This is a genomic window from Pseudomonas sp. P129 (genome assembly GCF_020312195.1).
Classification (GTDB): Bacteria; Pseudomonadota; Gammaproteobacteria; order Pseudomonadales; family Pseudomonadaceae; genus Aquipseudomonas; species Aquipseudomonas fragariae.
Genome location: NZ_JAGPYS010000001.1, coordinates 389,105 through 410,737, shown reverse-complemented (window position 1 = coordinate 410,737; position 21,633 = coordinate 389,105). Strand labels below are relative to the sequence as shown.

The following is a 21,633-nucleotide window of genomic DNA, read 5'->3' as shown; positions in this document are numbered from 1 at the left end:
TCGTAGATGAACAAGATCAGGTTTTTTAAGATGGATAAAAACGATCTGAACCATGACATACTTAATTATCTCATCGAGAGAATCTACTTTTATGTTGGATTTGGCAAAAAAGCGTTTGAAACGCTCAGCCTCGCCACTAGAGTCAGTTGGGATCTAGGGCTTGACGGTGACGACGCCAGTGACTTTATGGAAGATTTTTTCGAACACTTTGGTGTTACCCCCGGTGACTACGACCACTATCGTTATTTCAAGCCCGAAGGAACCGATATTTTTGTGTTCTTCAGATCCAAAGATCGGCGCGCAAAGACAGTAATGACGTTAGGCATGTTGTATAACGCAGCCCAAACTAAGGCATGGAACTGCGAAGCTCTTGAGCAAAAAAGCTTTAGCACTTTGCCAATTTATAACAAAACCGAGGAAATTCCTATCAATGGGTTTAGCATAAGGACAAGGTAGTGCTTATCTTAAAGCATGCCTGAGCAGGTATTCGCGTGAATGAGCGCAACATGACTATCAGGAAATTCGTCAGCGAGTCTGGCTAACGCAAGGACGCCACCAACCCCGAAAAACCGTGATGGAGTTCAGCGAGGTGGAGAAATCTGGTACAGGGCTGCGGATGGTTGAGCGCTTATCGACGTGGAAGCAATCATGACCCCGGGAGTGCCAACGTGCAGCCATGCCACTAACACCGGGTCACTCATACGACTCCCCAAAGGACCCGCCCCTTTGCAGACGGGTCCAGCCAGGGAGACTATAAAGAGCGGATCGTGTAGTTGATGTGCAAAATGATATCGTTCAGGCTTTCCAGCAGCGCCTTCTGTTTCGTTTCGGCCTGCGGGAAGCTGATTATCATGCTGCCCTCCCTGATATCTGCCCCTTCAAACGGTAACCAACGTGGGTCATTAAAGTCGGGTTGAAACTGACCGCTGTCATTCACTCCTCGCGAAATTGCCATGTTGTCGCAACCCGGCGGTAAAACGTTCCCCCCGCCGGTGTAATTGAGTACCGCCTGAATATCCTGGTAAGGCCCCAACAAGGCGGGCAGTGATACGCTGACCTGTTTGATTCGGCGCTGATCTCCCAGCCCGCCGGGGTAGTCATCAACTATATTCAGATCTGCCAGTGTAATTGAAGCCGTTAACGCGCCGCTTTCGTCCAGCCTGACACGCTCGGCGCTGCCCTCTGGGGGCGTATCCCCGTTCAGCAACGCCGACACCGCTGCTGACAGTTCAAATTGATCGGTTTCTGCCAATGTGCTGCGGTAAAAATCAGCCAGCGAAACTGTCCGTGTGATTTCAAGGGCGCGTTTAGACCACTTCATCCGGGCAGTTTCCAATTGCGCCAGATTGAGCATGAGCCCTTCCCCGCAGGTAAGTCCGGCCCAGGTACCCTGCCATCCACCACCGCGAATGTAGGTATCGCTCTTGCCACTCTCCCAGTGCCACGCCTTTTCGGCCATCAGGCAGCGCGACACCGCCAGGTCGTAAAACTGGAAGTAAATGGTTGCCAAACGACCACGCAGCCAGCTGTAAAGAGCGCCATTACTAAACTTGGTCTGCAGGAAGTCTAACTGCGCCTGTGCTTGTCCTTGTTGCATCTCCAGGTGCGCTTTCTGCAGTTCAGTAGACTCGCGGCGCACCTCGAGCGATGCTAGCTGGGCCTCTATCTGCTGGATCTCGCCCTCTGCATTGTTGCGCTGGATCTCCCACTCCTGGCGCCGGCGACGGTAGATTTCTTCCTGGGAAATGCGCGAGCTATCCATCATTAGATTTTCAGCACTTATAGAGATACCAAGCCCCGCCATGGTGCCGACAGCACCAAACTTCATACCACCATTGGCCAGCCCAAAGATGTTGGGGGCAAGATCCAAAGCCGCAGCGGCTATATACGCCGCCTTAGCTCCAGCACCAAGCGATTTGGCGCTTTCTAGTGAACTTATAGACAGGCGTTCGCGGGAATTGATGTCTTCATCATATAAGCGGGAGTAACTGTCAAATCGTCGCTGTGCACTGTCTTTGGAACGAGAAAGGACCTTTTTTTCAGCCTCCAGCTCTCTGAGCGTGCCTTCTTGTACCTGGATAGTGCTAGCCATCAGCTCAGTGCCTTGATTTTGCAACAAGGCGTTCAGCGACTCTGCATCCTGACGTTCAAGCACACCCAGAACAGCATTACCGAACTGTATGAGCTGGAACACCAAACCGCGAGCACTGTCGAGCATCGGCTCGAAGCGCCACAGAGGGAGAGATGTCACGGGGAGATCTGACCCGCCACTACTCTCCGCCGCCACGGCAGCGTTGAGCAGGGCCTTTGGATCCGCCGGCTTGGCGAATAGCGGCAACAGCAGCGGCTGGCCGTCCAGCGTCAGGTTATGCCGCAAGTTGTACATCCGTTGGCGCAACGTTAGCCAGTAGCCCTGCATGACCTCGTTGATTTCCGGCAGGAACAAGGCACTCGCCGCTGCCGTTTTTGTCGATGCCATCGACTTAAGGGTTTCGACTCGCCCGTCACGCAGCAAGCTCAATACGGTCAAGTGTTGCTCAGCCAACGCCTCAGAGGATGCCTCGCCCAACGATGGCTCAGCCCATAGCGCATTGGCGCGGATGTAAGGCTGTTCCCCCAGCAGGTTCAGAGCCTGGCTGTACCAGACTTTCGCCTCGGCGAGGGTATCTCGCTCAAGCTTACGGTAGGCAGCGTCGCCTCGCGCAATAAGCAAGTCCAACGCCCGCATGAAGGTAGCGACCTTGTAGTGCATAGGGTCGTTTTGCGCCACTGCGTCAGGATCTACAGCTTTGAGTGGGGCGTCGTTCCAACTGGTGTCCTCTTGAAGTGGGCGCACGTTCCAGTTACGGTCGACATGCTGACCGCGAACAACATAACCTGATGGGCTCCATACATAACGTAGCCATGGGTCCGCCAATGTGAACTGTTGTTCTTGAAGGAAGCGTTGCGCCGCCATCATTGGGGTGTAGTAGAACAGCTCCCAGAAATACAGGGCATTGGCGCCTGAGAAGTCCATTGGCACGGTGCTACGCGATTTAACAGTAACACTTTTGACAATGTCTTCTGAGAGAGAATTGGTTCCAGGCCTGCTGACAGTAGCCACTCCAGTATCAGGCGCATAGAGCAACCAAACACTCTGGGAATTTAGACCATTGTAGTCAGCCTCTTTGTATTGTAAACGCAGATGAACCTCGTTCGTTGTGAACCAACCGCCATCGGGATAGGGTATAAATAGATTCACCACTGTTGTACTCGTAGCACTAAGACTACCGGACCACGCCAAATAGCTATCATTAACAGCAAGAAAATAGTTGTAGTAAATTTTTACCCAAGGCTCATCGCCGTGTACACCGGGCTTATGGATCGGGAGTGTGAGCGTGGTGAAGAAACCTGCCCCCAATTGAGGCTCCTGAATCTCTTGCGTCTCGTAGCTAAGAATCGTGTCGATGCCTGCAGCAGCCCTTTCCACTAATTGGCGTGCAAACAGTGTATTGAGGCGCGTGCGACAGGCGTCGAACTCCATATACTGAGCTTTTTCAGGGGTGTTTTTTATTTTGATGATGTTTTTTGAATCAGATGCATTTCGAGTAACGGGAACAATCCACTGTATACGATCATCACTGTCAACCCCGCCAATGCTGAAGCTGAACGCCACATCATAAGAGGGAAGGACACCCCATTCTTTACTAATCGACACATTGCTAACATCAAAGTCAAAAACCATTCCACTTATATCAAAGGGAGGAAGAGCACTTACATAATCTCCGGCCAAAAAAGCCTGAGGTCCGTTGACATCAAAAACATTTAACTGAAGAAGATCGAAAGAAAAAGGGTAAAAAGGATTCGCCATCCACTGAGGCGGCGTATCAAATTGATAACTACCCGTAACAAGTTGTATCATTACAGTAAATCCTGCGGGACTCGGACAAAGCATCGAATCAGGATACGGATCATTGTAAACCGCAAGCACAAACGTCACAGCACTCACAGCATCTTCACGCACTAACAACCTGGCATGTGCATCACCGTAGTACACCCAGACAGAAAGAGGAACTCCCCATGTTAAAATAGTACTCAGCGCTAAATATATCTTCCCTCCCTGCCTGACGAACCATATCTTGCCGTCGTCAGAGCTCAGGGCGCGAAGAAAGGGTGTTTCAGCGAACGAACTATAGTATTCATACAGCAGCCTTAACGGGTTGGGAATTCTCGGCACCAGCGTAATCCGCTTACGTATGGAAATTTTCGCGACAGCCTCAGATCCATTGACATCGAGCGTATAACTTCCATAACTGACTGAGATATCATAATTCCGTTCATATAATCCATGAACTGACTCGCCCCCCAAACTCAACCCGTGAGTATATTTATTATTGACAACGTTGCCTTCAGTGGGATCAAGCTCATACTTCATAGACGAAAGAAAAGTTTCAGCAGAGCTTTGTCTTTGATCCGATGCCATGTCTTCATAAATGTAGACTAAACGCATATCCGCTTGAACTGGCAGTTGATCCGCATAACTATCTGCTTTTCTATAGAGCAGCACTGCCATGGTTGTTTCTGCGTCAAAACTCGTGCAATAAATCCCTGGTGGCTTACCGCCAGCCGCAAAGCCATTTTCCTCCTCGGTCACATCAATGATTTTCGGTGACGTCCAGTTACCGTCGTAACGTAGGTAGGAAATATTGATGGCGTAATCAAACATCTTTGGATCGCCCGGCGAGCCGTCCGCCTTAGGTGGAGTGACATCTTTTCGCTCTAACCAGCAGAGATAAAGGCGCGATTTGTAAATCACCGGCCGGATGCAATCCCCCCACGGCTGTGCGGCACACTCAATCTTGCGCCAGTCGGTCCAGGCGTTCGCCGCTAATTGCCCGTCCTCACTGCGCCGGCCTTCGTCCGCGCTGCGCCAGTAGAATTCACGCACTTCGCTCTGGTTCGTACCGATGAAGTAGGTCTTCCCTTCATGAACGTCAAGGTTATCGTGATAGCCACTGATCACCCTGAGGTTGGCCACTTCCTCAAAACTGTTGAGGTAGGTGTTAAAGGCGTCCCCTACCGTATCGGTATTGAGTTGCGCCTGCCCCAACGTTTGCAGCATCGTATTCATCATGCCGCTCTGGCCCAGACGCACCGTGGGATCGACATAGTTTTCCGGGTAGTAGACCAACTTCGCCGCGCCAGCCCAGGTGCTGTAGCGCTGGTTATACCGTTCCCAGTCGGTAAAGAATTGCCCCGTGACTGCCGCCTTATCTACGGTACCTTGTGACTCGGCGGCACTTAAGGTCCGCTGTATAAATGTCTGTACGCTCACGATGGCTTCAGCCACGCGAGAGGTCATTACCTGTGGCCCGTTGAGGTTGTCTAACAGTAGATATTGATAGAGCCCTTCACGCGAATTATTTGCCAACTGGGCAGTCATCCCGGACTTGAGCAGATAGCCACACAGGGCGGCGCTCAGTCCGGAGGCCAAAGCGGCCTCCATGCCTTTGGTCTCGTAGGGTGTCAGCCCTGCCGTGAACGCATCCGCAACGCGCACCCAGTCGTCCCATGGCGGCTGGTTACCTGCGGTATAGTTCAGCGCAAGAAGCTGCCCGATATTCACGGGTGTCACACCAAAGGTGGTGCTCAACGCCGCCCACTGCAGCACGACGTCGATCTCCGACCAGGCACTGAGTTTCGTTTCTGAAGCTGCTTGAGTATTAGCATAGGCTTGCCTGGTAGCCTGCTCGAACCTTGTCGCATCATCATTCAGCGCCCTTGCAAGATCAGCCGGAGTGAGGGTGTCGGCCACAAAGGCTGCCAGCACGGCAGACGCTCCATCACCCAGGCTTTTTAGCCAGGCACTGAAGTTGCAAAGCGCTTGTACCGTTGCCAAAGAACGCGGCAACACCGCAACTTCTGGTGCAGGCCCCAAGAGCCGGGCAGGAGTGGCTACAAACAATGAAAAGGCTTGAGGATTGATACCTGTGGCGTGATAAATCAATGCCAACTGCGCTAGACCGTAGCAAAACGCAACGACGCTATCATCGTCGGTCTCCGCCCCGTCCCAGAATTGATCCACGGTCCACTCAGCTGGCTGGAGGCCATTGGCCCAAGCAAGAACCGATTCAGCCACTGGGGCGGACGGTAGCGCTAAAGACGAAACCAAAACGGGTGCTAGAAGGGCGATACGCTTTTCCAAGGTATCGGCGTCAGGATGAGCACTTATCACACCCTTAAGCTCGTCCAACAGCGCCGAAATTTCGGTGGTAGCCGCCTGCGTAAATGTCGGGCGTGTTAACAAATCAAGGTCGGCCACGGACAGTTTTCGCGAGTTCAGCCATTGCGTCAGGCTGTCGACCTTTTGCAACCAGCCTGACCATAGCTGAGTACTTTCCAGCTCAGAGGTTAGCCTAGGCAAGCCAGCAGCCTTCAATAATTGTTCTAACTCCGTCACACTTAACGCGTGGAGTTGGGCCCAGCGGCTCAGGGCATACATCGCTGACAAATTTTTAAGATTAAGAGTCAATACGCCTGAAGAGGCGGCGTTGTCAAAAATCCTGAGCAAGGCAAACAGCCCCACGTCGTCAACGTTAAGCGCGCGCTTCAAAATAGCTTTTTCAACAGTGTTGTCGGTAGCGTTCGTCGGCAGCAGGTTTATTGAGGTCGTTGAGGGTGCGAACGTCTCGCCATTTAGCGGCGGGCTATTAAATACCTGATCAAACAGACTTTGATTATCGTCATAACTGTTGTTGGACAGTAGTCCTCCGCAGAGAACCAAGGCTTCTTCAGGCTCAACGCCATAGCGCTGTACGCATCGCTGAACCTGAAACAGTAACTGCAAAGTCTCATCGGTGATATTAACAGGATTAACGCTATTGACAATGACTTCCAAGCTTTTAGGATGCAGACCCGTGGCACGCCACAGGCGTATGGCCTTATTCAATTTAAGCACGTAAAACTGGAACGAATCAATAATATTTACATTATAACTTACGACCCCACCCACATAGGAGCCGTTATAATGATAACGTCGCAGGGACATTGTAAATTCACCCTGCAGAAGATCCGAAGCCTCAATGCTTACCGTATACGATTGCCCAGGAACAAAATCCCCCCACTCCTGGTTTTCTTCATATATGATAGCGTCTGCAGTATCAACCCTCACCTGAAAAATATCATAACCAGGCTGAGCATCACTAAAGCTAAATCTCAACAACCACGTTCCGTCCGTCTGAGGCAGTAACCAAGCGTAGTTTAACGTATTCGTAGGATGTCCGCTTTGTAGACGATAAATCTTATCCCCTATCCTGGTCACCAATAAATTGTTGATGTATTCTTCAGCCCCCTCCTCCCCACTGGCATAATCTGTTGAAAATAGCGCCACTTCCTCATCACTAAGTCCGTAATAACGACGCAGACTCTGTGGCGTGATCAACGTCTCCGGATCAATAGCGCCGAAGTTTCTGGCGTATAACTCATCAGCGCTTCCCGCCGTTACTTCCTCCGTCAATATGGCGTACACCTCAGGGGAAATATCAAACGCCATTCCCGCCATGGTGGCCCCGGAAAACAAACCCGTTACTCGTGGGTTAGCCGCCAACTGTTTAAACTTGGGATCCTTCTGTATCTGACTCTGACGCAAACGAGCATGGGGGTGATGATACGGTGTCGAGCCACTGAGTCGATACGTAGACAGCCATTCCAATACCGACCCCTGACCCTCTGCCGTTACTTCCAGCTTCAGCGACTCTCCAGCCAGGGTCATCAGCACCTCGTTCGAGAGCGAGAGCGCAGAAACCTCCTTGTTCATATTGCTTTGACTGAGTGATAACCCCTTCAGGTCGGGCCGGCGCTTGTCAATGTGATAAGGCGACTCTTCCGGGTACAGGCCGCGAGCATTCCGGTAGAGAGCCGAAAGGTAGGCCGCCGGGGAGAACATCGATGACACAGAGCCTGGCAAGGTATAGCTACTGGCGCGATGACCAAACTGCTCTTCATAATCACGTAGCGATGCGTCCGGAGGGTTGATGCCCAAACGCACTGCGTTTTTCAGCAATGGAGAGGAGCGAGCCAGCAAGCATTTCTCGTAAATTAGCGCCGCCTCTCGCTCGTCACGGGCTGATTCATACAGCTCATCGACCTCACAGAATGATAAACCACTCGTCGATAGTTTGTTACGAAAGGCTGCGGGGGATATCAACGCCTGTGCAGCCAATGAATCCAGCCCCGCACGCGCTGACAAGCGTTTTATTCTGGACAATCTATTAAGACCCATGGAAATATCCTTATAATTAAATTCGCACACATGGCTGTGTTTGGGGCTATGAAAGCACTGTCACAATTACAGTCGAAAATACATTGCCACCTCTCAGAGTGAGGGGCCTGGCGCTCAAGTGTTATTCATGATAATTGAGCGTAGCCATGAACTAATCTTTAGCAACGCGAACAAATTAAATTCATGATGACCGGTTGAAACCGGACGCTCGTCTTTTAGGCGAGAATGCTTTAGGCGAGCAGGTTTATAGATCGATATAGCTGATGACGTTGCGCTTTTTCCAGAATGCTGTTTTCTAAATAACTCACTTTACGTTTAAGGTTTCAAGCGTCTCACGTCTGCGTGGGATTTTATTCAACGTCTCCTGTCCCTTTGCGTTGCAAAACTTATCGGATTGGCTGAGCATTTCGTAACACTGTCAACCTCGGACAAATACAGATCCTGGGTGGAAAAAGATTATTTACCTGGCCCGCGTCGATGGAATTCCAATGGCAACAGGGCTGACCCACCTCAAGAGCAGGGAGATAGGCAATCTTCGTATTGCCCGCATTCATGGGCCAGGGCGGAAGCGCCCATGCGGCCTACATCTGACCATCGGGCTACGTCTGGCTGCGCAAGCAACTGTAGACCAGACCGGCCGCTGCCCTGCCCTGCCCTGCCCTGCCCTGCCCCTCATTCAACAAGGCCTGCGCGCACCACCGCAAGACCAGCGGCCATCCCGCTCATCTGACAATCACGTATAGTGGCCATATATCATCACCCTGTTCGACCAAGGCGTGTGCCGTCGATAACGGTTCGGCTGGCATCAGTATGGAAAACTGCACGTGCCGCAAAGAAGAAACCTGAAAAACTCTATTTTCGTACCCTTGAAGCTGTCTCAATTGATCGGTCTTTTCAGTTGGGTTATCAGCTGGTGTCTGAATCCGTCCATTGATCGATCACTGGATATATTCATCTGCTGCGCGCTGGCGGGGGCGGCGCTGTCGATCATTGTCACGTCTAATAGCAGGAGCATGCTGGCGTGGCGCCTGTTCGGCATCATTTACATGGCATCACTGACCTTTCTGTTCAATGAACAGATCGACCGCATGGGCGAGGAAGCGTCGATGTGGGGGCTGGTGGTCACCTCCCTGCTCATCACGGGAATGAGCGTATTCTTCGTCAAGTTTATTGATTACATCGCCGCGGCTGCGCTGATCTGGTTGATCATGTGGCAAACGGACCTGACGGCCGTCGGCGTCGACCATGTACCTCTGTTTTATGTGTTCCTGATCAGCTCGACGTTACTGGGCGGCTGCCTGAATGCAACCTTCCTGAGCCTTATCATGCAGACCATGGCAGCCAGGGACCGTTATCAGGAACTGTCCGAAACCGACACCCTGACGCACGCCCCCAACCGTCGTGCACTGGTTGCCGGTCTGAATACCGCGCTGGCATCTGCTGATAAATCGTCGTTGTGGTTTGCCATGCTTGATCTGGATCACTTTAAAAGTATCAACGACACCCATGGTCACGACGTGGGTGACAATGTTCTTATCAGTTTTGCAACACTGCTGAAAAGCACAAAGGGGCTCATCAGCTTCGGTCGTTTGGGTGGGGAAGAGTTTGGCGTGATCTTATCGGCGGCGAACGCCACAGACGCTATACATGCACTGGAAGGGTTATTGATGCTCGCGCAACATGATGAAGCGGCTCAAGTCCCCTATTCATTCAGTGCCGGTGTGGCGAGCTTGTCGCGGGTTGAAACGATCAATGACCTGTTGAAAGAGGCCGATGAAAACCTGTATTACGCCAAGCGCAGTGGCAGAACATGTATCGCCTTTGAAGGCAGGATAGTTTCATCGAACGCTGTCAGCACGACAAAGCACAATCAAGCGACGCAATCAGTTGAAAAGCCTACGCATGCCTAGCACCCGTCTTCCCCTTCAAACATTCCCGCCCCGCCGCACCTTCGAATACCGATCGATATCCTCCCGCAATGTCCATCCCTGCCCCTGCCAATAACGTCCGGCCGCTTCATTACTCTTCATGACGTCCAGGTGACACTTGTAAATACCCAGCGCCTCCAGACACTCGAGACAGCGTTCGACCAGCTCATGGGCAATCCCCCGCCGGCGATACTCGGGCAGCACGATCAGATGCTGCAGATAACCGCGTCTCCCGTCATGCCCGCACATCACGCAGCCGCACAAGGTGCCGTCCGCCTCGGCGACGAAGCTCATGCCGGGGTTGCGTTCAAGGTAGCGAGCGGTCGCTTCGCGCGAATCGGCGTCGCGCAGGGAGATGCCTGGCGTGCTGCGCATCAGTTCGATGACCGCATCGTAGTCGTCCAGGGTCATGCTGCGAATCGTGATCATGGGCTAAGCCAGGCCTGCGGTCTCATGGGCTGAGCAGATTAGCAGAGCCGCTTGATGCCTTGATGACAGCGCTGCCAGAGTCTGCCTATCGCCCCGTAATGTTCTTTCTATTAGAAATCTTCGTGAAGAAGGCTAATCTGCATAAGCATCGGCGAAAGTCGTGCGGTTTCACCCTGATAAGGAGATAACAATGAGCTCAAGTCTGCTATGCACGTTGTGGGCTCGGCTCGCAGCAATCTGACGATCGCTGTGCCGCGTATCTGTAGAGCTGGCCTGATCGTTCACCGAGCGGCCGGCATGAACCCAGTGCTGTTGAGTTCCGTCATCATTGTCTGAGGTCCCACGAGTGGACTGGATGGCCGGATGCAAATGACAAAAAGGTGTATCAAGCATGTCAACTGAATCGAAATGCCCCTTCAACCACGCTGCCGGCGGCGGCACCACCAACCGTGACTGGTGGCCCAAGCAGCTGAACCTGAAAATTCTGCATCAGCATTCCACGCTCTCCGACCCGATGGGCGAGAATTTCGACTATGCCAAGGAGTTCAAGAGCCTTGACATCGAAGCGGTCAAACAGGACCTGCGTAACGTCATGACCCAGTCCCAGGACTGGTGGCCGGCAGACTTCGGCCACTATGGCCCGCTGTTCATCCGTATGGCCTGGCACAGCGCCGGTACTTACCGGACAGGCGATGGTCGTGGCGGTGCAGGTGCCGGTCAGCAACGTTTTGCGCCGCTCAACAGTTGGCCCGACAACGTCAGCCTGGACAAGGCTCGCCGCCTCATCTGGCCGGTCAAGCAGAAGTACGGCCGCAAGATCTCCTGGGCTGACCTGATCGTGCTGACCGGTAACGTCGCGCTGGAGTCCATGGGCTTCAAGACCTTCGGTTTCTCCGGTGGTCGCGCGGATGTCTGGGAACCGGAAGAGGACGTGTACTGGGGTTCCGAGACCACCTGGCTGGGTGGTGAAGAACGCTACGGCGCGCAGAAGAAAATGCAGCAACCGGGCGACGGCACGCTGGTGGCCGAGCCGGAAAATCACGCCAACGAAGAAAGCCGTACCGCCAGTGGCGAACGCAATCTGGAAAACCCGCTTGCCGCCGTGCAGATGGGCTTGATCTACGTGAACCCTGAAGGCCCTGAAGGTGTGCCGGACCCGGTTGCTTCGGCAAGGGATATCCGTGAAACCTTCGGTCGCATGGCGATGAATGACGAAGAGACCGTGGCGCTGATCGCCGGTGGCCACGCCTTCGGCAAGACCCACGGTGCCGGCCCTGCCGACAACGTTGGTCCGGAGCCTGAAGCAGCCGGCCTGGAAGAACAGGGTCTTGGCTGGAGAAACAAATTCGGCAGCGGCAAGGGTGGCGACACCATTACCAGCGGCCTGGAAGTGACCTGGACTTCGACGCCAACCAAATGGAGCAACGAGTACCTCGAAAACCTCTTTGGCTTCGAATGGGAACTGACCAAGAGCCCGGCAGGCGCGCATCAATGGACGCCGAAGAACGGCGCAGGCGCCGGCAAGATTCCGGATGCCCACGATCCATCCAAGCGTCATGCACCAAGCATGCTGACCTCTGACCTGGCACTGCGCTTCGATCCGGCTTACGAGCAGATCTCCCGTCGCTTCCTGAACAACCCTGAGCAACTGGCCGACGCGTTCGCCCGCGCCTGGTTCAAGCTGACTCACCGTGACATGGGCCCGCTTGCCCGCTACCTCGGCCCGGAAACACCGGCCGAAGAGCTGCTGTGGCAAGACCCGATTCCAAGCGTTGATCATGCGTTGGTGGATGATCAGGATGTGGCCACACTCAAGGCCAAGATTCTCGCTTCGGGCCTTTCGGTCTCGCAGCTGGTGTCGACGGCCTGGGCGGCAGCTTCTACCTTCCGTGGCTCGGACAAGCGCGGTGGTGCCAACGGCGGCCGTCTGCGTCTGGCTCCGCAGAAGGATTGGGCAGTCAACCAGCCTGAGCAACTGGCAGGCGTGCTGAAGACCCTTGAAGGTATTCAGAGCGAATTCAACGCAGCTCAGTCGGGCGGCAAGAAGGTTTCAATCGCCGACCTGATCGTCCTGGCCGGTAACGCAGGTGTCGAGCAGGCTGCAAAAAATGCAGGCCAGCACGTCACCGTTCCGTTCGCACCGGGCCGTGCCGATGCGTCTCAGGAGCAGACCGATGTTGAGTCGTTCAGCTTCCTCGAGCCGATCGCTGATGGTTTCCGCAATTACCAGAAGGGGCATTACAAGGTCTCGGCAGAATCGTTGCTGGTCGACAAGGCGCAACTGCTGACCCTGACGGCACCGGAGATGACTGTGCTGCTGGGCGGCCTGCGGGTCTTGAACATCAACGTCGGACAGAGCAAGCATGGCGTCTTCACTGATCAGCCGGGCACCCTGACCAACGACTTCTTCAAGAACCTGCTGGACATGGGCGTGGAGTGGAAAGCGACTGCGGGTGGCACCGATACGTTCGAAGCCCGTGACCGCAAGACTGGCGCAGTGAAATGGACCGGCACCCGTGTCGATCTGGTCTTCGGCTCGCATGCTCAACTGCGTGCGATTTCCGAAGTGTATGGCAGCTCGGATGCACACGAGAAGTTCGTCAACGACTTCGTGGCAGTCTGGACCAAGGTGATGAACCTGGACCGCTTCGACCTGGCCTGATGTATCTGATGTGCTGAGTTGAAAAAACGCCTCCCTTGCGGAGGCGTTTTTTTTGCCGCTATCAACCAGCGAACGCTGGTTTTATCAGCGGCTCATCATGCTTGCCGCCTGCTCCGTCGCTTCGGTCGTTCTGGTCGCCAGCTTGCGGACTTCATCCGCCACAACCGCAAAGCCCCGCCCTGCCTCACCGGCGCGCGCAGCCTCGATTGCCGCATTGAGCGCCAGAAGGTTGGTCTGGCTGGCAATGCTCTGGATAGTGCCAACTATCTGGGTCAGTTGAGCGATGTTCTCTTCCAGGTTTTTCTGATGCTGTGCTTCGGTATCGCGAAGAGCGTCCTGCTCATGTTTCAAATGCACATCCACCAACGCACCGACCACCCTCAGCGGAACACCTTCGGGATTGCGCCGAGTCTGGCCGCGCGCACGGAACCAGCGGTACTCGCCGGTTTTCATCTTCAGGCGGTACTCGATATCGAACGGCGTCTTGCCAGTCCGGTCATTCAAGTGCGCACCGAATGCCGTCAGACTGCGCTCCTTGTCTTCAGGGTGCAGCCGTGACGCCCAGCTATCCAGTACGTCAGGAAACTCTTCGACCGTTTCAAAACCCAGCAGGCGCCTGAACTGGGGGGACCACCAGAAAGGATTGCGCGCATTGACCGGGTCACCGGCAATGACTTCCATGTCCCAAAGACCGTCGGAGAGCATCTCCCGAGCGAGTTCGAAGCGAGTAATGATCACATCGTGTTCAAGATCACGCTCAAGCTCATCGTGAATATCCCGAAGAGAACCGGCGACCCGCAGCGGCGTTCCGCGCGCATCCCTTAATGTTTCGCCCTGGGCATAGAACCAGCGGTAGGTGCCGTCCTTCATCGCCAGACGATTCTTGATCCGATACGGCGTGTTGCCGGAACGGTCATTCAGGTGTTTGGCAAATGCGTCCAGCGAGGCTTGTTTATCTTGAGGATGAAGCCGGCCTGCCCAGCTCGCCAGTACGTTGGGGAAGTCCCGCTCGTCATTGAAACCGAGAAGCTTGCGTAGTTGCTGCGACCACCAGAATCGATTGTTCGGGTTGACCGGATCGCCCGCGACCACCTCCATGTCCCAGAGGCCTTCACTTGACGCACGGTTGACCAGATCAAAGCGGGTTTCATAAGCGGCAGCCGAGGCAGAGGCTTCGCCCAACAGATGGCGGGCGGTTTCCAGTTCTTGCTCAAGCGCGGCAATACGTTGCTCGTCGAGGCGACGCTGGGTGCTCAGCGAGCTCCAGCATTCCAGTACCGCACTTTTTTCAGCACATCCCCCTACCGCGGGCTCAGTGCCGCCCTTGAGCGAGGAAATAAGTTGCTGAAGGGCCTTTTTGTCGCGACGGGGGCTGAACAGGTGAAGCATGCTGTGGGCTCTCAAAATAAAGTCGGATTTGCCGAGTCCCTGGCATGTCACTTCTTTATCGACATGCCGTGAGGTTTCTGTATGTCGGATTGCGATCAGATCATGGACATCCGATCCAGAATCAACTTCACGGCCTGCTGATCGGTTTGCGCCCCTGCCAACGACTCCGCTACCCGGACGCGGAGCGTCCAGAACGGCATTCCCACGCTGGAGCGTGAGGAACGATAATCTTGTAACTATCGTGCCAAGGACTACTGCAACTTCAGCCCCGCTGCGCAAACCTGCGCAACACCACCACACCCAGCACAGCCGACAACACCGAACCGATCAGCACGCCCACCTTCACCTCATCGACCAGTTCCGGCGCGCCCGGGAAGGCCAGTGCGCCAATGAACAGGCTCATGGTGAAGCCGATACCACACAAGGCTGCGACGCCATAAAGCTGGCCCCAGTTGCTGCCATCCGGCAAGCGCGCCAGGCCAGCGCGAATCGCCAGCGCGGCCATGGCGAATATGCCGACCTGTTTGCCGACCAGCAGTCCTAGCGCAACGCCGAGCGGGACCGGGTCCACGAGCGTGTCGGCGGTAATGCCTGACAGTGACACGCCAGCGTTGGCAAAACCGAAGATCGGTACGACGGCAAACGCCACCCACGGGTGCAGCTTTTCTTCCAGGTGCAGCAGCGGCGAGCGAGCCTCCTCATCGGGTTTGCCCAGCGGGATGCACAGCGCCAGCGCGACGCCCGCGAGGGTGGCGTGGATACCGGACTGGAGCATGAAGAACCACAGCAGCGCGCCGACGATGAGGTAAGGCAGCAGTTTTTTAACGCCCAGACGATTCAGCGCGACGAGCACGGCGATGGAGCCCAGCGCTGCGAGCAGCATGGGAATGGAAAGATCGCTGGTGTAGAACAGCGCGATGATCAGCACCGCGCCGAGATCATCGAGAATCGCCAGTGCCGACAGGAAGATCTTCAGCGACAGCGGCACGCGCTTGCCCAGCAGTGACAGCACACCCAGGGCGAACGCGATATCGGTCGCTGCCGGAATGGCCCAGCCGCCGATGGTGTCTGGCCGCCCCCAGTTGAAGGCCACGTAGATCAGCGCCGGAACCAGCATGCCGCCAAGCGCCGCAAAGCCCGGCAAGGCTCTCTGGCTCCAGGAGGCAAGCTGACCGGCGAGCACCTCGCGCTTGATCTCCAGGCCGACGAGCATGAAGAAGATCGCCATCAGACCGTCGTTGATCCAGTGCGAAACCGACAAACCGGCGAACACTGCGTGCAGCGCGGCGAAGTAGCTGTCGGCCAGCGGTGAGTTGGCAACGATCAGGGCCGCCAGCGCGGCTGCCATCAACACCAGCCCGCCAGCGGATTCAGCAGCGAAGAAACGCGTGATGAACGCTAGTGCATTCGGAGATTCGGTACGAGGGGTGGGTTTGTGCATGACAGCTCCGCGGGGGTACAGCGCAAAAAGGCCGCAATTTTACCACCGGCAGAACCTGTCAAAGGCCTGGTAAACCTGAGGATACAAATTAACGTTTCCCGGCCGAATAGGCATCGGAAAGCGTTGCTGAATAGCGCCTGCCGTTCAGACAGGCGCCCTGCTCATCTCAGTTCTTGACCGTTTCTTCGAGCGTAAAGCGGCCCAGCGGGTTCTGGCCGAAGTGCTCGATGTTCTTGCGCGACACGCTGATGTAGGGACTGTAGTAGAGGTCGATCCAGTTGACGTCCGCCTTGGCCATTTTCTGCAGGTCGATGTACATCTGCTCACGCTTTTTCGGGTCCATCTCGACCCGTGCGGCAGCGACCAGCTCCTTGACCTTGTCGTTCTTGTAACGGGTCATGTAGTTATTGTTGGTGTCGTGGCCGAGCACGAAGGTGGTCTTCTGGTCCGGGTCGAGGATGTCGTTGGTCCAGTACATCACGGAGATGTCGTAGTCACCGGCAATCAACATGTCCCAGCTCTGGCTCGGGTCGACTTTCTGCAGCGTTGTGGTCACGCCGACCTTGGCCAGTTGCTGTTGCAGCATGACCGCGATTTGCTCGTCGACCTCGTTGCCCGCGTTGACCACGTAATTGAGTTTCAGGTCAGACGCACCGGCGTCCGCCAGCATCTGTCTGGCCTTCACCGGGTCATAAGGACGTTGCAGGTTGTCGGCGTAGTGGTACAGCGCGCCTTTAGGAATGTAGGAATTGGCCACGGTGCCCAGCCCGAAGGTGGCGGCATCGACCAGCGATTTCTTGTCGATGGCCATGTCCAGCGCCTGGCGCACTTCCGGCTTGGCCAATGCGCCGTGTTCGTGGTTGATCAGCAGATGATCTTCACGGGTAGAGGGGTCGAGATGGACCACCAGATCGGGGTCCTTCTGCAGATTTGCGATGCGCGAGAACGGTATCCATATCGCAGCATCGAGCTCGCCCTTCTGGACCATGAGCGTGCGGGTGTTATCGTCCGGCACCGAGATCCACTCGACCCCGTCCAGGCTCACGCTCGGCGCTTCCCAGAAATTGGGGTTCTTCGCCAGAATCACCCGGTCACCGCGCCGCCACTCCTTCACGGTAAATGCGCCGGAGCTGACAGGCTGCTCGGCATACGCTTCCTCGCCCATGCTCTTCATGGCTTTCTCGGAGAGAATCGACACGTTGGGCAGGGCCAGTTGCGAGAGGAACGAGGCCGAAGGATTCTTCAGCGTGATCACCAGCGTATGGGGATCTGTCGCGACGGCCTTATCGATAATCTTGTAGGAATCGCTCCACAGCGACCCCTTGTCGTCGCGGATTCGCAGCAGGCTGAACACCGCGTCACTGGCCGTCAGGTCCGAGCCATCGGAGAATTTGGCCGGACGCATCTTGAGCGTGTAGGTCAGCCCGTCAGGCGAGATCGACCAGCTTTCCGCCAGCCCCGGTACCAGCTTGGTGCCTTTGTCATCTACGCGGATCAGCACGTCGTAAACGTTGGAAAACACCCAGTTGTCGATGTTCTGCGCACTTTTGATCGGGTCGAACGTGGTGCCATCCTCACGACGGCCGATGGTCAGCACGCCCGCAGCTTCGGCCACGCCCGCCGCCAGGGAACAGGCCGCCAGCATGGCGACGGTCAGCATTTTCATTGGTCGAGCTTTCATACGCATGAACTCCTTGTCGATGTCGGGACAGATGTCGTTACAGGTTGAGATCAAAAAACCGGGGCTTCCAGCACGCAGTCGTAGCGCTGCTGGCCGACATGCCGGGTCGGTGGCGCGACGCTGAAGCAGGTCGGCCTGGCAAACCGGCAACGCGGATGAAACGCGCAGCCGTCGGGCAAATCCAGGGGGCTTGGCGGCTCACCCTGCAATGGCTCGCCGAGCAAAGGACGATCCGGATCGATTTCCGGAATCGCCTGAATCAGCGCCGCGGTATAGGGGTGGCGCGGCGAAACAAAGACATCCTCGACCGGGCCTTCTTCAACGATTCTGCCCAGGTACATCACCGCCACCCGATCACACAGGCGACGCACGATGGCCAGGTCATGGGCGATGAACAGAATCGCCAGGTTCATGCGCTGGCGCAGCTCCAGCAGCAGGTTGATGATCTGCCCCTGAATCGAAACGTCCAGCGCCGCCACGCATTCGTCGGCAATGATCAGCCGTGGCTCGATGGCCAGCGCGCGAGCGATACCGACACGCTGACATTGTCCGCCGCTCAAGGCACCCGGCTTGCGTTCGGCAAATTCGGGCCGCAGACCGACCATGTCGAGCAGTTCGATGACCCGCGCCGGAATGTCGGAAGTGGCGACCTTGCGCTGCACGGCAAGCACCTCGGCCAGCGTCGCACCGATGGTCATGCGCGGATTGAGCGAAGAGGACGGGTCCTGAAAGACCATCGCGGTTTCGCTGCGCAGGCGTTGCAGATTGATACCGCTGCCCTGGGCCATGTCGACGTCATCGAAGACGATCTGCCCGGAGGTAATGTCATTCAGGCGCAGAATGGCTCGCCCCAGCGTGCTCTTGCCGCTGCCGGACTCGCCGACCAGCCCCAGCGTTTCACCCGCGCAAATGCTCAGTGACACACCGTTGACGGCATGCACCCAACGCTTGTTGAGGCCCATGAAACCCGAGCCGGGTGCCGGGAAGCGCACCACCAGATCATTGACGTTCAGCAGTATTGGGCCGCTCATGAGACGGCCTCCCGGGATTGCACCAACGGGTAGTGACAGGCCGCCGCATGGGCAACGCCCATCGGCCGCATCAGCGGTAGCCTGTCAGGACAGTCTGCTCCTGCATGACTGCAGCGGGCATGGAAACGGCAGCCGCCGGGCAGTGCGTCGAGCAAGGGCGGCTGGCCGGGAATGGTCCGTAGCAGTTCGCTGCCCGCGCTGCTGGCGGGCTGGCATTCGATCAGGCCGTGGGTGTAAGGATGACGTGCGCGGGCGAGCACATCGCGCTTGCTGCCGTGCTCACACAGGCGACCGGCGTACATCACCGCAATCGAGTCGCAGGTTTGCGCCACCACGCCGAGATCGTGGGTGATCATGATCAACGACAGCCCGTGACGATCGCGCAGGTCCAGCAACAGACGCAGGATTTGCGCCTGCACCGTCACATCCAGTGCGGTGGTCGGCTCGTCGGCGATCAGGACCTGCGGCCCACAGCCCAGCGCCACGGCAATCATCGCGCGCTGGCGCATGCCACCGGAAAACTCATGGGGGAAGTTATCCACACGGGACGCCGGATCGGGAATACCGACCTGGCGCAAAAGATCGATCGCCTGCGCCCGGGCTTCACGCTTCGATGCGCCCTGATGCAGACGAACACCTTCGGCGATCTGCTCGCCGATACGCATCAGCGGGTCCAGATGGCTGGCGGGGTTCTGGAAAATCATGCCGATCCGCCGCCCGCGCATGGCACGCATTCCAGCGGCATCCAGCTTCAACAGGTCGACATCATTGAGCCGTACCGAGCCGCCACGCACGTGCAGATCCGGCGACGGCATCAATTGCATCAGCGCCCGGCAGGCCATGGTCTTGCCAGAGCCGCTTTCACCGACCAGCCCAAGGATCTCGCCCTGGTGCAGGTCGAACGACAACCGGTCGACCAGCGTCACTTCGCGGCCGCGATGGCTTGCCACCACGCTCATCTCGCTGACCTGCAGCACGGGCGTACTCATTGCCGTTCTCCCAGGGTTTCGGCGACGCCGTCCGCCAACAGGCTGAAGCCCATGGCCAAGGTCACGATGGCCAGGCCCGGAAAGGTGCAGATCCACCACGCAGAAGTGAGGAACGCCTGCCCTTCGGCGACCATGGTCCCCCACTCCGCCATCGGTGGTTGCACACCCAGGCCCAGGTAGCTGACCGATGCGCCACTGAGCAGCACCAGAACCGCGTCAGACATAGAAAACACAATCGAGCCGAACATCGCGTTGGGCAGCAGATGGCGGAACAGGATACGCAGGTGACCAAAGCCCAGGCTCTTGGCCGCCAGGGCGAAATCGCTTTCCTTGAGCACCAGGACCTGTGAGCGGATCAGCCGCGCATAAGACACCCAGCCCACCAGTGCCATGGCAATGTAGAAGCTGCCCAGGCCTGGCCCGAGAATCGCGATGATCGCCAGCATCAGCACCAGAAACGGGAATGCCAGCACGATGTCGATCACGCGCATGCACAGGTTGTCGAAACGTCCGCCGATGTAGCCCGACAAGGCGCCGACGAAGGTCCCGATCATGAACGGGAAGATCACCCCGATCACGCAGATCTGCAGGTCGACGCGTGCCGCCCAGATCACCCTGGACAGAATGTCGCGACCAAAATTGTCGGTGCCGAACGGATGCGCGAGGTGCGGGGCAAGCATGCGCAGCTCGGTGTTCTGGTAGATGGGGTCGTAAGGTGCCAGCCATGGTGCAAACAGCGCCAGTATCAGCCAGCCCCCCAGTAACGAACCGCCCAGCAGCATCGCCAGCCGGCCGTTGCGCAAACGCACACGCAGCCGGGAACGCCAGTGCGGACGAAGATCGGCATGGGCCACGGTCATTTGATATTTACCCGCGGGTCGATGGCTACCGTGGCCACATCGGCGAGGAAGTTCACCATCACCGTGGCACAGGCCAGCACCATAGCCACCCCCTGCACCACCATGTAATCGCGGCTGAAGATGCCGCGCACCAGCAACTGACCGATGCCGGGAATCGCAAACAGGCTTTCGATCACCACGGTGCCGCTGATCAGCCAGCCGATGTTCACCGCCAGCAGGTTGATCGAAGGCACCAGCGAATTGGGCAACACGTGGCGCCGAAACAGCGCCCCTTCACTGAGGCCACGCGCCCGGGCTGCCGTCACATGATCGGCTTGCAGCTCCACGAGCATGCTCGCGCGCAGGTTGCGAATCAGCACCGCGGACAGAGCCAGCGCGATGGTCAGACAGGGCAGCACCAGGTGATGGGCCTTGTCCAGCCAGTCGCTGCCGTAGCCCGACACCGGAAACCAGCCAAGCTGCACACTGAACAGCAGGATCAGCATGATGCCCAGCCAGAACGCCGGCATGCCCAGCCCTGTGGTGGTAAAAACGCGGATCAGGTTGTCGCTCCAACTGCCTTTGTTACGCGCAGCGAGCGTGGCCAAGGGCACGGCAATCAGCAGCGCCAGCAGAACGCTGCCCGACACCAGAAATACGGTGGGCTCGATCCGTGTGCTGATCAGCTTGAGTACGTCTATCTTGTACAGCAGCGATTTGCCCATATCGCCCTGCACCAGGTTTTTCATGAAATACACGTACTGTGTCCACAGAGGCTCATCCAGACCATACTGGGCGCGGATGTTGGCCAGGGCCTGTGGTGTGGAACGCGAACCCAGCAGGATGCGCGCCGGATCGCCGGGGATCGAACGCACCAGAATGAAGGTGACCAGGCTGATGCCGAACAGCACCGGCAGCAGCTGCAGCGGACGCTGGAGAATGAAACGATAACGACCCAGATTCATCAGACGCCCCGATGCTGTG

11 protein-coding genes and 2 pseudogenes are annotated in these 21,633 nt (G+C 56.5%); 3 read left to right on the top strand and 10 right to left on the bottom strand.

Annotation, left to right across the window (positions count from 1 at the left end; translation table 11 throughout):
* Positions 1 to 6: 6 nt before the first annotated feature.
* Positions 7 to 456 carry a DUF1493 family protein gene (locus KBY02_RS01810; RefSeq protein ID WP_003400117.1) on the top strand — a complete coding sequence of 150 codons (450 nt, stop codon included), beginning with the start codon at positions 7 to 9 and terminating at the stop codon, positions 454 to 456.
* Between the two features lie 295 nt (positions 457 to 751).
* Here KBY02_RS01810 and KBY02_RS01805 read toward each other — a convergent pair whose 3' ends face one another.
* The gene (locus tag KBY02_RS01805) at positions 752 to 8,260 is read right to left on the bottom strand and encodes a neuraminidase-like domain-containing protein (RefSeq protein WP_225649721.1); all 7,509 of its coding nucleotides are present in this window, start codon (positions 8,258 to 8,260) and stop codon (positions 752 to 754) included.
* 824 nt (positions 8,261 to 9,084) lie between these two features.
* Here KBY02_RS01805 and KBY02_RS01800 point away from each other — a divergent pair.
* Positions 9,085 to 10,170 carry a GGDEF domain-containing protein gene (locus KBY02_RS01800; protein ID WP_024641936.1) on the top strand — a complete coding sequence of 362 codons (1,086 nt, stop codon included), beginning with the start codon at positions 9,085 to 9,087 and terminating at the stop codon, positions 10,168 to 10,170.
* A gap of 15 nt (positions 10,171 to 10,185) precedes the next feature.
* On the opposite strand, the gene KBY02_RS01795 is transcribed toward KBY02_RS01800, so the two are convergent.
* Positions 10,186 to 10,617, bottom strand: coding sequence for a GNAT family N-acetyltransferase (locus tag KBY02_RS01795; protein WP_011268889.1), 432 nt, complete (start codon positions 10,615 to 10,617; stop codon positions 10,186 to 10,188).
* A 391-nt stretch (positions 10,618 to 11,008) separates the two neighbouring features.
* Between KBY02_RS01795 and katG the strand changes: the two genes are divergently transcribed.
* Complete coding sequence (katG, locus tag KBY02_RS01790; protein ID WP_024640299.1) at positions 11,009 to 13,279, top strand: catalase/peroxidase HPI; 2,271 nt, start codon at positions 11,009 to 11,011, stop codon at positions 13,277 to 13,279.
* A 90-nt stretch (positions 13,280 to 13,369) separates the two neighbouring features.
* On the opposite strand, the pseudogene KBY02_RS26345 reads toward katG, so the two are convergent.
* From KBY02_RS26345 to KBY02_RS01750, 8 genes and pseudogenes are all read right to left on the bottom strand, one after another.
* Positions 13,370 to 13,636: pseudogene (locus KBY02_RS26345) on the bottom strand (methyl-accepting chemotaxis protein); the annotation flags it as partial.
* A 21-nt stretch (positions 13,637 to 13,657) separates the two neighbouring features.
* A pseudogene (locus tag KBY02_RS26340) lies at positions 13,658 to 14,377 on the bottom strand (PAS domain-containing protein); the annotation flags it as partial.
* A gap of 553 nt (positions 14,378 to 14,930) precedes the next feature.
* Positions 14,931 to 16,109, bottom strand: coding sequence for a Na+/H+ antiporter NhaA (gene nhaA / locus KBY02_RS01775; protein WP_096127369.1), 1,179 nt, complete (start codon positions 16,107 to 16,109; stop codon positions 14,931 to 14,933).
* A 166-nt stretch (positions 16,110 to 16,275) separates the two neighbouring features.
* Entirely contained in the window at positions 16,276 to 17,790 is a 1,515-nt protein-coding gene (locus tag KBY02_RS01770; RefSeq protein ID WP_225649720.1) for an ABC transporter substrate-binding protein, read from the bottom strand.
* A gap of 50 nt (positions 17,791 to 17,840) precedes the next feature.
* Positions 17,841 to 18,821, bottom strand: coding sequence for an ABC transporter ATP-binding protein (locus KBY02_RS01765; RefSeq protein WP_116799830.1), 981 nt, complete (start codon positions 18,819 to 18,821; stop codon positions 17,841 to 17,843).
* A complete protein-coding gene (locus tag KBY02_RS01760) occupies positions 18,818 to 19,810 on the bottom strand; it encodes an ABC transporter ATP-binding protein (RefSeq protein WP_103359941.1) in 993 nt (330 codons plus the stop codon). Before KBY02_RS01760 ends, KBY02_RS01765 begins: the two co-directional genes overlap by 4 nt.
* Positions 19,807 to 20,670, bottom strand: a complete 864-nt coding sequence (locus tag KBY02_RS01755) for an ABC transporter permease (protein WP_024640294.1) — start codon at positions 20,668 to 20,670, stop codon at positions 19,807 to 19,809. The genes KBY02_RS01760 and KBY02_RS01755 overlap by 4 nt, the downstream gene beginning before the upstream one ends.
* Positions 20,667 to 21,614, bottom strand: a complete 948-nt coding sequence (locus KBY02_RS01750; protein ID WP_003400085.1) for an ABC transporter permease — start codon at positions 21,612 to 21,614, stop codon at positions 20,667 to 20,669. Before KBY02_RS01750 ends, KBY02_RS01755 begins: the two co-directional genes overlap by 4 nt.
* Between the last annotated feature and the right edge of the window lie 19 nt (positions 21,615 to 21,633).